This is a genomic window from Acinetobacter sp. GW821-FHT01E09 (genome assembly GCF_059422385.1).
This window is the reverse complement of the sequence record NZ_JBWKWU010000001.1, coordinates 3134940-3148504: the sequence shown is the minus strand read 5'-3', so window position 1 is coordinate 3148504 and position 13565 is coordinate 3134940. Positions and strand designations below refer to the sequence as shown.

Sequence of the window (13565 nt, the reverse complement as noted above, 5' to 3'; positions counted from 1 at the left end):
AAGAAATAAGGAAATAGACAAGATGAGAAAGTGGTTATGTATTGTCTGTGGCTGGATCTATGACGAAGCTAAAGGCTGGCCTGATGATGGGATAGCACCAGGAACGAAATGGGAAGATATCCCTGATGACTGGATGTGTCCAGAGTGTCAAGTCGGTAAAGCTGATTTTGAAATGCTCGATATCACAGATGTTGAAGAGGACGAAATTCCTCAAGTGGCAGCAGCTGCAGTGATTGAGCCAGTTGTGATTATCGGTAGCGGCCATGCTGGTTATCAAGTGGCTTCAACTTTACGTGCACAATCTCCCGATTTGTCTATTACTGTATTTACCGCTGATGATGGTGCTTTATATAGCAAACCAGCCTTATCTAATGCTTTAGCATTAGGTAAAGACGGGGATAGTTTAGTCCGTGAGACCGCTCTTAGTTGGGAACAACGCTTAAATATTCGTGTTTATCCACATACGAAAGTGACTCATATTGATCGGGCTAATAAAAAGCTTCAAACCACAATTGGTGATTATCCTTACGGTAGACTCGTACTTGCTACAGGCGCAACTCCCGTTGTAATTCCTATTGATGGTGATTCTACGGCAACATTAAGCGTAAATGATCTAGCGGATTATCGCCGTTTCCGTCAGCAATTATCAGATAAACAACATGTCACAATTCTTGGGGATGGTCTGATTGGTTGTGAGTTCGCTAATGATTTAGCTGCACATGGTGTCAAAGTTACAGTTGTTGGGCTCGGTAAATGGGCAATGGAACGTCTTATTCCAGAAGCTTTAGGTCATGCACTACAAAATGCTCTAAGTGAGTTAGGCGTAGAGTGGAAATTACAAAATAGTATCCGTTCTATTCAATCTGCAGATGGACGTTACCACTTAACTCTCCATGATGGTCAATCCGTTGAAACTGACTTGGTATTAAGTGCAGTCGGTTTAAGACCAAATATTGCACTTGCTCAAGCATCTGGTCTAGAGACAGCACGCGGTATCTGTACGGGACTTGATCATTGTAGTAGTGATCCTGCAATTTTTGCTTTGGGAGATTGTGCGGAAGTGAATGGTCTGTGGGCACCTTATATCAATCCAATCACTCAAGCATTACCCGCTTTAGTTAATAATCTTTTAGGTCATTCAACTGATGCGAATCTGAAATCAACACCAGTTTTAGTAAAAACACCAATTTTGCCGTTATCAGTCTTACCTGCAATGGGGACAGGTGAGTGGAGAGTAGAACAACATGATGGCGAGTTAGCTGCGGGTTTCTACAATGAACAAGGTAAGTTAACAGGCTTTGCATTACTCGGACGTAACTTACAACATCATCGTACTGAGTGGCTTGAAAAACTAGAATCCTGTCCAACCACAGTTTAAGTTAAGGGAATAACAAAATGATTGCTTTACCAAATGATGATCGTAGCTGTGGCTGGTATGCGGCATTACCTCCAGCAGGCCTTGCTAAAAAGTTAATAGGTCCACAAAAAGCAGACTATGCCATTATTGGAGCAGGCTTTGCTGGATTAGCAGCAGCTCGTAGATTGGCAGAACTCAAGCCGAATGCCCGTATTATTCTAGTGGACGCACAGCGTGTGGCTGAAGGTGCTTCAGGGCGTAATTCAGGATTTGTAATTGATTTACCGCATAAATTTGCATTATCACATCCAGATCCTTCGCATAAGCAAAAGTTGTTAAGTCTAAACCGGTCTGCAATTGCACAATTACAAGGTTTAGTCGAGCGCCATAATATTGATTGTCAGTGGTCTGCAGCTGGTAAATATCAAGGTGCGGTAGGTGAAAGAGGTGAATCTCATCTAATTCATTTTGAACATTTGATGAAAGATTTAGGTGAACCATATCGTTGGGTTGAAAAGGCAGAGCTGAAAAAAGTATTAGGGACAGATTTTTATAGTCGTGCAATTTTTACCCCAGGCTCTTACTTAATGCAACCAGCAGCCTTAGTAAGAGGTATGGGGGATAATCTACAGGCTAATGTTGAATTATTGGAGCAATCGCCAATCCGTAATTTGAAAAGAAATAATAATCAATGGGTATTAGAGGGCGATCATGGCTTGATCACCACGCCTAAAGTGCTTCTAGCTACCAGTATTTTCACGCGTGAATTTGGGTATTTGAAAAATCGCTTATTACCCGTCATGACCTTTGCGAGTTGGACACGTCCACTGACAGATCAAGAAATGAATATTTATCAGGGTGAGTTGGATTGGGGACTAACACCAGCTGATCATGCTGGAACTACGTTACGTATGACGGCAGATCGTCGCATCCTGATCCGTAATACTTATAAACATGTACCGAAATACGGTGCCAATGTGAGTGATGATCATCGTCACTGGATACAAGCAGATCATCGTAAAGCCTTTTTAGCACGTTATCCAGAGTTAGCTGATGTGCCATTTACGCATACATGGGGCGGTGTTTACGCGATTTCTCGTAATTTCACTAATTTCTTTGGTGAATTAGAAGATGGTGTTTATGCAAGTGCTTGTGACAATGGTGTAGGAGCTGCTTGGGGAACAATTTCAGGAACGCTACTCGCAGATTTGGTTGTAGGGGCAGACTCTCAAGCGCTCATTGATATTCAATATGTGACTGGTTTGCCAAGTTTAAATCCACCTGAACCATTTTTAGGCCTAGGAGTGAAGACTCGTATTCGATTTGAAAAATGGCGTAGTCGTAGTGAATTGTAAGGTAAAAGATAATGAATGAAGTTCGTTTAGTTGATAGTAAACAATTAATGTTCAACCTACGTGGTGAAACTCCTGATGGGATGGCATATGTTTCTAGGGCGTTAGGTGCAGATGTTTCACCGAATATGGGAATAGGATTCGCACGCTGGGAAGGTGCTGAGGTGAGTTGGAAATTACTTTATGACGAAGTTATTTTTGTTATTGAAGGATGTTTTGAACTCACAGCAAATGGTCAAAGATATGAAGTTCGCCCAGGACAAATGTTATGGATTCCCGAGGGAACTGACTTGATTTATGGTGGCCATGCGCTGTTCGGTTATGTAGTACATCCTGGCAATTGGAAAGAATTACACGGGATTGAATAAAATTATCCATCTACTTTTAAACAGAGCAAAAAGTGGATGAGCTTCTTTCATGAGTAATTAGGTTCAACGGCAATTTAAATAAAATTTAAAAATTATTAATTTCAGGATTTTTTTCTGAATAGGAAATTGCGTCTGAAAAAACAACTAGAGAGTAGGATTAGCTCTCTGAAAATATTGATTGAACAAGGATTTGTATATGAGAACAGTTTTTTTAAAGCTTGGACTGGGTTTAGTATCTATTGGTTTCAACTACCCTACATTTGCAGGGTTGACCTTTGGCGACCCCAAAAGTGAAACAGGTGCTTTCACTATTTCAGGAGTTTTACGCACGAATTATCAGGACAAGAATTATGGCGAGCTTGCATCAGACCATAAAATAAAATTTGATGCCGCTATTTTAAGATTGGGGTATGAATCTCCAAACTGGTTTGGAAAAACCGAATACCGCTGCTATCAGTATGATACCTTGTGTGATTTTTCTACTTTGGTTTATGGCTATATAGGTTATCACTTAAACCCGACAGATAATATTACATTAGGTGTACAGCCGATTCCTTTTGGACCAAGCCGTTTTTGGGATAGTAGTTTTTATGCGAGTATTAATAACACCATGGGTATACAGGATGTTTCCAATTTAGGTGCAAACTATCACTTTGAATTACCGTCTGCTACGAAAGTAGATTTAGCTTATTTCGCAACCGATGGTGGTAACTATCACGGTGAAAGCAAAGATTCGGCTCGTTATACGGCTAATTTCGTCACTTCATCTGATCCATTAAAAACTAACTTAAATGAAAAAAACATGTGGATAGCACGAGTTGATCAGGACCTTAAGTTTTTAAGTACAGATGATCTCAAGGTGTCGGTGGGTGGTAGTTATTGGTATTCAGATATTGAAAATAAAAAAACTTCTGCTGATGGCACAAGAAATACATGGGCTCTATTTAACCGCATTAACTATAAAAATCTAAATGTCGTATTAACTGGAGGGCGACAATCGATTAGTAATAAAGATCTATTGAACCCAGCTAGTTCAACTTTCGGTTCTTTTGACGGCGAATACGATATGGCCAATAAGGGCTATTTCTACACGGTTGATACGAGCTATGTCTTTAATAACGTAAAAAATTCGCTCAATGTTACGCCGTATGTGGTTTTTAGTGGTTTTAATAAGAAAGAAAAGGGGTTTGATGATTCACAGCGCAATATTGTTGGTGTGGCATGGGACTATAAAAATGTTTCTTTATATACCGAATATGTGATGAGTAAAAACGATCCGTTTGTAGGTGGAAATGGTAGTTCGCTTGCAGCAGGTGATGATGGGAAATGGAACAAACTCTTAAACCTCATGCTGATTTATAGCTTTTAAGAGTTTCTACAGCCTTTTCCATTTATCAATATTTTCAGGAAGTTTAAAAGCTTCCTGAAATTGTTTAAGGATAATAAAAATGTCTTCACCATACCTCAGTACTTTTATTCTATTTTTTTCGTTACTCAACCCTTTCCTCATGAGTATCTATATGATCGGTTTAATTCGAAATACAGAAACGAAAGTTTTTAATAAAGCTTTAATTCAAGGCAGTCTTATTGCTTATGTAGTTTTTCTGCTTTTTGCTTGGGGAGGAGAAGCAATTTTTAATAAATATTTAAATGTAAGGTTTGAATCATTTCTTATTTTTGGAGGACTAATTTTTCTAGTGATCGGTTATCGATATGTGTTCCAAGGAGCGGATACTATTGGAGAAATGAGAGCGGCTCCTGAATATTTGGCTGGAACTGTTGCAATGCCATTTATGATTGGACCTGGCACTATTAGTGCTGCAGTAGTGACGGGGGTGCATATGTCCATTTTAGAGGCAGCTGCAATAATAGCTTTAGTACTAATTTTTAGTTGTAGTGTATTAATTCTTATGAAATTTTCACATGATCACTTGCGCTATAAACATGCCAAATATATAGACCGTTATTTTGATATTGTAGGTCGTCTTTCTGCTTTAGTCATTGGAACTATAGCAGTCGATATGATTGTAAGTGGTGTTTTAAGGTTAATTTAATAGCAGGGTAAAGCCAAAGTGCATCTTTGGCTTTTTTATTTCAGATTACTAATTTGGGCTATTAAATTTAGTTATTACATGTAGAAAGCCAAAAAATTAATGAGCCAAATGTTACAGTAATTGCTCCATACAAAAAGTTATTGGATCGAGTGGGTTGTAGAACGATTACTGAAAATACTCAAGAGAGCGTATGAAAAACTAAAGTAGGATGACAAAAAAGAGTTATATTCCCTTTGATGATTCCAACATTCTAAGCGAGATAACCCATCGCAAAAAAGAATGCATTAATAAGAATAGAAGTATAGCTTATGGAGTGAGTGATATGGATACCTTGTGTAGTGAAGATTAAGATCAATAAAGCAATTGTAGAAAAAATAAAGTGTAAAGAAACTGACTAGTTTTAATACTATTTTTTTTAGTATATACATTAAAACGCCTAAAGTATTGCTGCCAATAAAATTAAAATATAGATAATTGGGTTTTATAGGAATTATCAATAAAATTAAGATGTGAATGATAGTTAAGTGTTAATCCATGAAAAACCAATTAATATCTCGTAAATAGTTGAAAAGTTAATTTTTCTTATTTTAGTGCTACTAGAATTAAAATTATCAAAGTTGACCATAAGCTAAAAATGATATGTATTTTAATTGATTTTGAATGATATCACTAATGTGATCGAAAAATTAAAGCATAACTTTAAGATTACAAAAAAAAGTGAGTTAGGGGCAATTAGATATCTTGTAGAAGTTTTTTAAAGTCATGCAAGCTATAAGAAAAATATAAAAAAATGGAATTTAAAGTGTAGACATAAGTTACTATATAAATTGGGACGAAGATATCTGTAGATAACCTAAGATGTGAAAAGTATTGAGTATGAGAGTTTATCAAATTTTGAAATGTTATTAGAGGGTGATTGTAAAAATTACACTATAAATTATTGTTGGTGATGAAAATATTTAAACGATTAAGATTTTAATATTCTTGTTAAGTTTTATAGAGAAAGGAAAATTATATTAACCTGAATTTTACATAAAATAAGTAGAAAAAGTCTTTTTATTAATATGTTGGTTTCTAAAATAAAATACTACAGAATAAGGTTTTCATGGAACATACTGCCGAATTATTTTGTAGAAGGGTATAAATAATTCTGTGTAAATATAGTATTTAAAATACTTGATTACTTGCTCTTTAAACATGATATGAAACGATTCATGACAGCATTTCAGTTCTAAAAAGCTTTGTTGCACAAACTACTCTGTAATGGCTTATTCAGAAATATAATACTCAAATGAATAAGCCTGCACCTAAAATCTATCGTACAATCAATTGGTTCTCCTACAACCAACCTTTAATCAATCGAGGAAATATCACCATTTGGTTTGATTCCAACACACAATGGTATGCCGAATCAAAAGGCAAACATAAGCGGTGTCAAATCTACCAAGATACAGCGATTCAATGCTGTTTAATGATGAAAGTTCTATTTCGCTTAACTCTACGAATAGAACATATTGATTCAAAATTAAAGACCTTTCCCATTATGCTTTAGTGATATAGAAATAGGTGTAAAAGATTTGGTTTAAGAATGAATCTAATAGCTGGATTTATAAATTGGAAGTTAAAAAAACGACTTTCGCAAGAAGTATTTTTTATAAAATGTAACATTACAAAAAATCATTCATTTATTTGAAAAAAAATCATTTTATTTTTAGTGACCATAAACATACTATCTACTTGTTGATGTGATAGTTATCACAAAAAACAATAAAATGTTTAATTGGTTTGTTATTTGAGTCTTTTAAACAAAACTACAAGTGAGGTCAATAATTTCTTTTTTGAAATAGGAATTATTGACCAATTAGAAATAATGTATAAAGGGTTCTTTATTATGAAACTAGGTCAACTAAGCTTTGCAATTTTATCTACATTGATTGTAGCTACTTCTGCTTCAGCAGAAACAGTAAATGGTGGTACTGTTCATTTTGTTGGTGAGCTGGTAAATGCTACTTGTGCAGTTAGTACTGAGTCAGCAAATCAGACAGTAGAATTAGGGCAATACCGTACTGCAACTTTGGATGTTGCTGATAAGAAAACAACACCAATTCCATTTCAAATCAAATTGGTAGATTGTGAGGCTGGTACAACTAAAGCTGCTTCAATTGCATTCTCTGGACAAACTACTACTGATACGTTGTTAGCTGTTTCAGCTGCTGGAGGTAACTCAACTGCGGCACAAAATGTAGGTATTCAGATTTCTGATAGTGCTTCTCAAGTTTTAAAACTTGATGGTACTGGTTTTTCTACGCCTAAGGCATTACTTGCTGGCGACAACACATTAGATTTTAGTGCACGTTATGTAGCAACAGGTACAGCTTCAGCGGGTCGTGCTGATGCTGATGCTACATTTGTTGTTAAATACGAATAAGCTAACTTTAATCTAATTACCTTAATTGGATGAGTATCTGAAATGAGCCTAAAGAATATATTAATTAATTGTATTGTTGTTGCTGGGGCTTTAAATGCTTTTGAAACCTATGCTGAGAGTTATGTATTTGGTGGTCGGGCTCATTTTCAGGGTGCTTTGGTAAACCAAGGTTGTTTAATGTTGGTGCACGCTGAAAATATTAGATTAATTCACTTTAATCGTAAATTTAAAGTCTTCCCTACTTCTATTACAGAATGTCCGCAGGATGTCTATCGAAATATTAATGTTTCATTATTAGATAAAGGGCAGCCAGTAGATGGAGGATTTTATTTAAACGTTGACAAAGTAGTTAGTCAAAAAAATGAAAGTTTGACAGATTTTGATTTAGTTAATACACCAGGTGAAGCTGCTCTTTATCTTAATTCGGATTACAAGAGTGAATCTCAAGGTTTATCAGGTATATTAATTTCAGTTTTCTATCCGTAAATAGCTTTGGAATTTATATGAATTTAAATTTATTGAAGAAAAGTTTATTAGGTTTTGTGTTGTTATACACGAATGTGTATTCATATGCTGATAATACTGCTTTGGGTGGAGTTTCATTAGGTGCGACCCGAGTTATTTATCCTATGGACGCAAAACAGGTATCTTTACAAATTTTAAATCATGGTAAAAAAGATCGTTATTTGATTAATTCTTGGGTGGAAAATCGGGCAGAAGAAAAAAGTAAAGATTTTTTGATCACTCCACCTTTGTTTGTTGTTGAGCCAGATTCAGAAAACACACTTAGAATTATAAGTTTAGGTCCTCAATTACCACAGGATCGTGAGTCTGTATATTGGGTGAATGTTAAAGCGATACCTTCTATCGATAAAGAAGCATTAGCTGATAAAAATGTACTCCAAATTGCAGTTTTATCACGCATTAAACTTTTTGTAAGGCCTAAAGGGTTGACAATGAGCCCAGAGGTCGCATTAGGCAAGTTAGTATTTACAAAAAAATCAGATGGGATTGAGGTAGAAAATCAGTCACCTTTTCATATCTCGTTTGTTGAAGTCTATGTGGACAATAAGAGAGTGGAGAATGTGATGGCTGCACCTTTGAGTAAAACTAAAATTGCAAATATCTCAGGTACCAAAATTAGCTATCAAACGGTAAATGATTTTGGTGGTTTGACTCCTAAAGTTGAAATATCACTGAATTAATTATTATGGCTATTATATATATATGGCAATCTGGTGCGCAAAGTACCAGTATGAAAATAAAAAAATTGTCGTACTGTGTAGCAGTGGCGATGGGTTTTTTTGTGGCGACTTCAGAAAATGGGTATGCTGCAGAGAGTTTTAATACTGCATTTTTAACAGATACAATAACAGATACACAAATTTCCGATTTAACAAAATTTGAAAATCCAAATTATCAACTTCCTGGTGTTTATCGGGTTGAAATCTATGCCAATGATGAGTTTATTGCGACTCGTGATATTAATTTTATTGAAAAAACAAATGCACAAAACGTTGTAGAATTGTTTCCGTGCTTAGATATGAAATTCTTAGAAAGTTCTGGGATTGATCAAACTTTATATCCAGCATTATTAGCATCAAAGGATCAGCGTTGTATAGATTTTACTGGAATTATTGAAGGTGCGAGTATCGACTTTCAATTCAGTAAACAAAAATTATTTATTAGCTTGCCACAAGCAGCACTCAAAAATCAAATTCGGGGTTATATTCCGCCAGAGCGTTGGGATGCTGGAATCAATGGTTTATTTGTTAATTATAGGCTATCAGGTTATAGAAATTCATATAATGACAGTAAAAGCTTATTTTTAGGCTTGGATAACGGCTTTAATTTAGGCTCGTGGCAATTTAGGCACTCTAGTAGTTTAAATTATAATTCATCACATGGACGAGATGTGCACGATTGGAATAATTTAAGTACCTATGTGCAAAAAAGTATAATCCCTTTAAAAAGTGAATTGCTTTTGGGGGATGGAAACAGTAGTGGTGACATATTTGATGGTTTTAGTTTTCGAGGGGCACAACTGTCTTCTTCAGCTGCTATGTACCCAGATAGCCAACAAGGTTATGCACCAGTTATCCGGGGTATAGCGAAAAGCAATGCCAAGGTCGTTGTAAAACAAGGCGGATTTACAGTTTATCAGATCAATGTCGCACCTGGTCCTTTTGTGATTGAAGACCTGGGATCAATGACTACCAGTGGCGATCTGCATGTTTTTATTGAAGAAAATGATGGTTCTGTCCAAAGTTATGTAGTTCCATACTCAAGTTTACCTATTTTTCAACGTGAAGGTCGCACTAAATATAGTGTTACTGCCGGGGAGTATCGTAGTGGATTACGTTCTAAGGATAAACCATTCGTTTTTCAAGCAACTTTGGCACATGGATTAAAGAAAGGGTTTTCAGTTTATTCTGGTACTCAGCTTTCTGAAAATTATCACAGCTTTTTATTGGGTATGGGAAGTAATTTAGGGACCTATGGGGCGCTATCATTTGACATCACACATGCAGAAAGTGAATTGATTGATGGTTCAAAGCACGATGGTCAATCATTACGTTTTTTGTATTCAAAATCTCTAATAAATTCAGGAACTACTTTTCAATTATTAGGTTATCGCTATTCGACCCAGGGTTTCTATACTCTGGATGATGTTACCTATAACCGTATGAGTGGCTATAACTATTCAGAAGCCATAAATGGGAATCAAGCTCTAGTTCCTATTATTACAAATTATTATGATTTGAAGAATCCTAAAAAGGGACGATTCGAAGCCAGTATATCTCATTCATTGGGTAAGTATGGCTCAGTCTACCTATCGGGTAATCAACAAACGTATTGGGGAACAGATAATCGAAACGAATGGATGCAGGCTGGGTATGCGGGTTCTTGGAAAGGTTTGAACTTTGGGCTGTCTGCTAGTCGAAATAAAATCACGAAAATAGATCAAAGAGATACAATGTTTACTGTGAATCTATCTTTTCCATTAGATAAAGTACTTCCAAAAGCACCCCTAAGTGAAAGCCCATTTAACAATACATATGCAACACTCTCTACCACGCAAAATTCGAGTGGTAATGAGTCTTATTTGGCAGGTATAAGTGGGACTTTACTTAAAGAACGTAATCTCAGTTATAGCATCAATCAAGGCTATGTCAGTGACCAGGAAAATATTGGTTCAGTCAATGTTAACTATAAAGGCGGCTATGGAACAGTTGGTGCTGGCTATAGTTATGATCGTAATTCTAGTCAGTTTACTGTTAATGCATCAGGAGGAATTTTAGCACACAGCGATGGTATTACTTTCGGTCAGCCTATCAATGGTACTGCAATTTTAGTAAAAGCACCTGGTGCGAAAAATGTCAATATAGAAAATTACCTCGGTGTGAAAACAGATTGGCGGGGTTATGCGATTTTGCCTTATGCAACAGAGTACCGTATGAACCGAGTTGCTTTGGACAGTGATTCATTCAGTAATAATTTAGAAATTAGTAATAACGTCGAGAATGTTGTACCGATCAAAGGTGCTATAGCTAGAGCAAGTTTTAAACCAAGTGTTGGGCTGCGAGCTTTGGTCACACTTACCTATAATGACAAGTTTGTTCCTTATGCGAGCAGTGTGATTGAAACAGGAAGTTCTACTCAGGGGATTGTTGCAGATGATGGGCGTGCCTATTTAACTGGTATGCCAACCAAAGGAACGCTTACCATCAAGTGGGGTGATAAACCTAATGAAAATTGCTCTGCAAAATATGATGTAACAGACATGGACCTAACACGACCTTTGTTACAGTTTGATTTAAAATGTGACTGATATTCAATGAATTGATTTGTATTTTTCAATTTTATGTATTTTAAAATACCACTGTGTAGTAGTAACAGTGAGTGATAAAGGGTGGTATAAACATGAAGCTTTCATTGCGTAAATATAATATAAAACAAACCCAAATATATGGGAGTATATTGCTTTGCTTTTTCTCTAATATGTTTATAACTAAAGCTCAAGCTGAAAGAGATGTAACAGGTTGGTGGCGTGTAGAGGCACAAACTATGTTAGAGGCTAGTTTTGGTACTGTAACTCTTAGTGCCAATCAAAATGTTGCTGGGCAAAGCTTTCCTGTTACTGCTACAGCCGATATTAATGGACAATATTTCTATACACATTGTAAACCAGGAGTATCATTACAAGGTGACAGGGCTACAGTATATACTGATGCTCAATATCCTTCTGATATTGTCTTAACACAGGATGGATGGAATTATATTGAAGCAAATGAGTATTTCTTGGCAGCTATGAAGTTTACTGCTAACAGAGTTCAAAATCGCCCATTACCTTTTAAACATGCAAATATTGGCAATACAACTGAGCAATGTGGCGATTCAGGACCACATGGTGGTGCAACAACTTATTCTATTAGGTTGATAATTCGAAAGCCATTTATTGGTTATAATTATTTTAGAATTCCGATTGCTAAAATTTATACAGGAGATGCAGCTGGAACAGCAATGGATCAGGACGCTGCGCAGAACATAATATTAAGCGGAACAGTCATAGTCCCACAAACTTGTCAAATCAATGTTCCAAATAATATTACTATTGATTTTGGTAAAATTTCAAAAAATGCTTTTACTCAAGCTGGAGCTGGTGGCAAACCAGCAGGTGTAAATGAGCGGACTGAACAATTGGCGATTAAATGTCAAAATGTTACAAATACTGAAGCATTGTTATCGTTAAGACTTGAAACTCAAAATGCCATCGGCGATATGATGGTTTCAAGCGATCCGAATATTGGATTTAAAGTTGCAAATGCGGCCGATAATAAAATTCTTATTCCAAATGATCTGAACAGTACAATTAAATTTAATTATAAACCTGCTCCAAACCCGCCACCTCCTATTTCACTTAAATTTTGGCCTGTAAGCGTAACAGGTCTTCCACCTACGCTAGGGCAATTTAAAGCGGAAGGTTATTTACGTGTTGATTATCAATAAGGGAAGGACTATGAAACTTATATTTCAGATTATTTTATGTACTTATACGCTAGGACTGACTGTATTTACACAAGCAGCTGAAGTAGCTTATACAAATCTTTATTTATCTGGAGAGGTTACAGAAGTCAGTTGTGGTGTGCTTATAGGTGAAAAAGACCAATATATAGAATTAGGTACGCATAATACTAAAAACTTAAAAGTAATAGGGGATAAAACTGAGCCTGTTGTAATTAAGTTTAACTTAAATGGCTGTCCAGCAGCGGGTTCAGTAACGATGACTTTTACTGGAACTAAGGATTTAGAAAATAATGAATTATTAGCATTAGACACAGTTGCTGATAAGGCAACCAATATTGCAATAGAAATCAGTGATAAAAATAAGAAACGGCTTCCATTAGGTGAAAAGAGTGAAAAAATGATAGGGGATGCAAATGGTAATATTTTAGCAGTATTTTATGCGAATTACATCGTTACAAAAAGTTCTAGTACTGCAGGGATAGCGAATTCAAGTACAACTTTTACCATAAATTACGAGTAAAAAGTTAAGATATATTAAGCCTCTTTCATAAATCAAAAAACACTCATCATTTGATGAATAGTTATTCTGCAAAATTTATGATTTTCAATCATAATCAGTGTATGTAATATCTCGACTCAAAAAAGATTTCTGATTCTCAGTTTAAGCGTTATACAGACATATCTTGTTCAACATTTTCTCTCATGGTTGAACAAATGCAAATTCCTTTTAAAGGCAGACCATCCAAACTGCGTCTTGAGGATCAAGTTTTACTCTGTTTAAGTTATTGGAATGAATATTGAATCTTATTTCATGTTGTTACAAGTTACGGTGTATCAGAACCGATAGCTTCCAAAATTGTTCATCAAGTTGAAGATACTTTAATCTATTCAGGATTGTTTAATTTACCTAAGGATATCCCCGAAGGGAAAGGTATAGACTGTAATGTTGTGATCATAGATACAACTGAAATTCCAATT

Annotated in this window: 11 protein-coding genes and 3 pseudogenes; all 14 read left to right on the top strand. The window is 35.8% G+C overall.

The features are described 5' to 3' along the window. Window positions 1-22: 22 nt before the first annotated feature. Window positions 23-184 (top strand): annotated as a pseudogene (locus tag AC07U8_RS14425) (rubredoxin); the annotation flags it as partial. Beyond that, window positions 173-1378 (top strand): NAD(P)/FAD-dependent oxidoreductase, encoded by a 1206-nt coding sequence (locus AC07U8_RS14420; RefSeq protein WP_262781266.1) that lies wholly within the window; start codon window positions 173-175, stop codon window positions 1376-1378. The pseudogene AC07U8_RS14425 and the gene AC07U8_RS14420, both read left to right, overlap by 12 nt. 17 nt (window positions 1379-1395) lie before the next feature. Beyond that, entirely contained in the window at window positions 1396-2712 is a 1317-nt protein-coding gene (locus tag AC07U8_RS14415; RefSeq protein WP_262781181.1) for an NAD(P)/FAD-dependent oxidoreductase, read from the top strand. A gap of 11 nt (window positions 2713-2723) precedes the next feature. Further along, complete coding sequence (locus AC07U8_RS14410; RefSeq protein ID WP_262781182.1) at window positions 2724-3077, top strand: cupin domain-containing protein; 354 nt, start codon at window positions 2724-2726, stop codon at window positions 3075-3077. Between the two features lie 196 nt (window positions 3078-3273). Next, window positions 3274-4446 (top strand): hypothetical protein, encoded by a 1173-nt coding sequence (locus AC07U8_RS14405; protein WP_494738158.1) that lies wholly within the window; start codon window positions 3274-3276, stop codon window positions 4444-4446. Between the two features lie 79 nt (window positions 4447-4525). Next, window positions 4526-5131, top strand: a complete 606-nt coding sequence (locus AC07U8_RS14400; RefSeq protein WP_262781186.1) for a MarC family protein — start codon at window positions 4526-4528, stop codon at window positions 5129-5131. Window positions 5132-6422: 1291 nt separating this feature from the next. Then, window positions 6423-6638, top strand: a pseudogene (locus AC07U8_RS14395) (transposase); the annotation flags it as partial. Next, window positions 6630-6746: pseudogene (locus tag AC07U8_RS14390) on the top strand (IS5/IS1182 family transposase); the annotation flags it as partial. The pseudogenes AC07U8_RS14395 and AC07U8_RS14390, both read left to right, overlap by 9 nt. Before the next feature lie 276 nt (window positions 6747-7022). Next, window positions 7023-7559 (top strand): type 1 fimbrial major subunit FimA, encoded by a 537-nt coding sequence (fimA, locus tag AC07U8_RS14385; RefSeq protein WP_494738157.1) that lies wholly within the window; start codon window positions 7023-7025, stop codon window positions 7557-7559. 42 nt (window positions 7560-7601) lie between these two features. Further along, on the top strand, window positions 7602-8045 hold the full coding sequence (locus AC07U8_RS14380; RefSeq protein ID WP_494738156.1) for a hypothetical protein: 444 nt from the start codon (window positions 7602-7604) through the stop codon (window positions 8043-8045). 17 nt (window positions 8046-8062) lie between these two features. Next, the gene (locus AC07U8_RS14375) at window positions 8063-8764 is read left to right on the top strand and encodes a fimbria/pilus periplasmic chaperone (RefSeq protein ID WP_494738155.1); all 702 of its coding nucleotides are present in this window, start codon (window positions 8063-8065) and stop codon (window positions 8762-8764) included. Window positions 8765-8769: 5 nt separating this feature from the next. Beyond that, a complete protein-coding gene (fimD, locus tag AC07U8_RS14370; RefSeq protein WP_494738154.1) occupies window positions 8770-11391 on the top strand; it encodes an outer membrane usher protein FimD in 2622 nt (873 codons plus the stop codon). A gap of 92 nt (window positions 11392-11483) precedes the next feature. Beyond that, window positions 11484-12569, top strand: coding sequence for a fimbrial protein (locus tag AC07U8_RS14365; RefSeq protein WP_494738153.1), 1086 nt, complete (start codon window positions 11484-11486; stop codon window positions 12567-12569). Window positions 12570-12579: 10 nt separating this feature from the next. Beyond that, complete coding sequence (locus AC07U8_RS14360) at window positions 12580-13107, top strand: fimbrial protein (RefSeq protein WP_494738152.1); 528 nt, start codon at window positions 12580-12582, stop codon at window positions 13105-13107. The last annotated feature ends 458 nt before the right edge of the window (window positions 13108-13565 follow it).

Bases quoted from the DNA above. Each gene is read 5' to 3' on its own strand.
- AC07U8_RS14420 (WP_262781266.1), top strand. From the start codon at position 173: ATGCTCGATATCACAGATGTTGAAGAGGACGAAATTCCTCAAGTGGCA.
- AC07U8_RS14415 (WP_262781181.1), top strand. From the start codon at position 1,396: ATGATTGCTTTACCAAATGATGATCGTAGCTGTGGCTGGTATGCGGCA.
- AC07U8_RS14410 (WP_262781182.1), top strand. From the start codon at position 2,724: ATGAATGAAGTTCGTTTAGTTGATAGTAAACAATTAATGTTCAACCTA.
- AC07U8_RS14405 (WP_494738158.1), top strand. From the start codon at position 3,274: ATGAGAACAGTTTTTTTAAAGCTTGGACTGGGTTTAGTATCTATTGGT.
- AC07U8_RS14400 (WP_262781186.1), top strand. From the start codon at position 4,526: ATGTCTTCACCATACCTCAGTACTTTTATTCTATTTTTTTCGTTACTC.
- fimA (WP_494738157.1), top strand. From the start codon at position 7,023: ATGAAACTAGGTCAACTAAGCTTTGCAATTTTATCTACATTGATTGTA.
- AC07U8_RS14380 (WP_494738156.1), top strand. From the start codon at position 7,602: ATGAGCCTAAAGAATATATTAATTAATTGTATTGTTGTTGCTGGGGCT.
- AC07U8_RS14375 (WP_494738155.1), top strand. From the start codon at position 8,063: ATGAATTTAAATTTATTGAAGAAAAGTTTATTAGGTTTTGTGTTGTTA.
- fimD (WP_494738154.1), top strand. From the start codon at position 8,770: ATGGCTATTATATATATATGGCAATCTGGTGCGCAAAGTACCAGTATG.
- AC07U8_RS14365 (WP_494738153.1), top strand. From the start codon at position 11,484: ATGAAGCTTTCATTGCGTAAATATAATATAAAACAAACCCAAATATAT.
- AC07U8_RS14360 (WP_494738152.1), top strand. From the start codon at position 12,580: ATGAAACTTATATTTCAGATTATTTTATGTACTTATACGCTAGGACTG.